This is a genomic window from Shewanella electrica (assembly GCF_022321485.1).
In the GTDB taxonomy this organism is placed as follows: domain Bacteria; phylum Pseudomonadota; class Gammaproteobacteria; order Enterobacterales; family Shewanellaceae; genus Shewanella; species Shewanella electrica.
This window is the reverse complement of record NZ_JAKOGG010000732.1, coordinates 1-239: the sequence shown is the minus strand read 5'-3', so window position 1 is coordinate 239 and position 239 is coordinate 1. Positions and strand designations below refer to the sequence as shown.

General features: G+C 50.6%; 1 protein-coding gene. It reads left to right on the top strand.

What is annotated here, in order from left to right:
• On the top strand, positions 1-239 hold a 239-nt coding region (locus L9G74_RS21940; protein WP_238899028.1), incomplete at both ends, for a YidC/Oxa1 family membrane protein insertase.

Below are 239 nucleotides of genomic sequence, written 5' to 3'. Positions count from 1 at the left end.
GTTCTTTCTCGCGTTTTACTGGGTGCTGATGGAAAGCGTCGAAATGCGTCAGGCGCCATTTACTCTGTGGATTACGGATCTGTCATCCCGGGATCCATATTTCATTTTGCCGCTTATCATGGGTGTCGCGATGTTGCTGCAAACGAAGCTCAATCCGGCGCCAGCGGATCCCGTTCAGGCCAAAGTCATGCAGATCTTGCCGATCATGTTTACCGGATTTTTTGCGTTCTTCGCTTCAG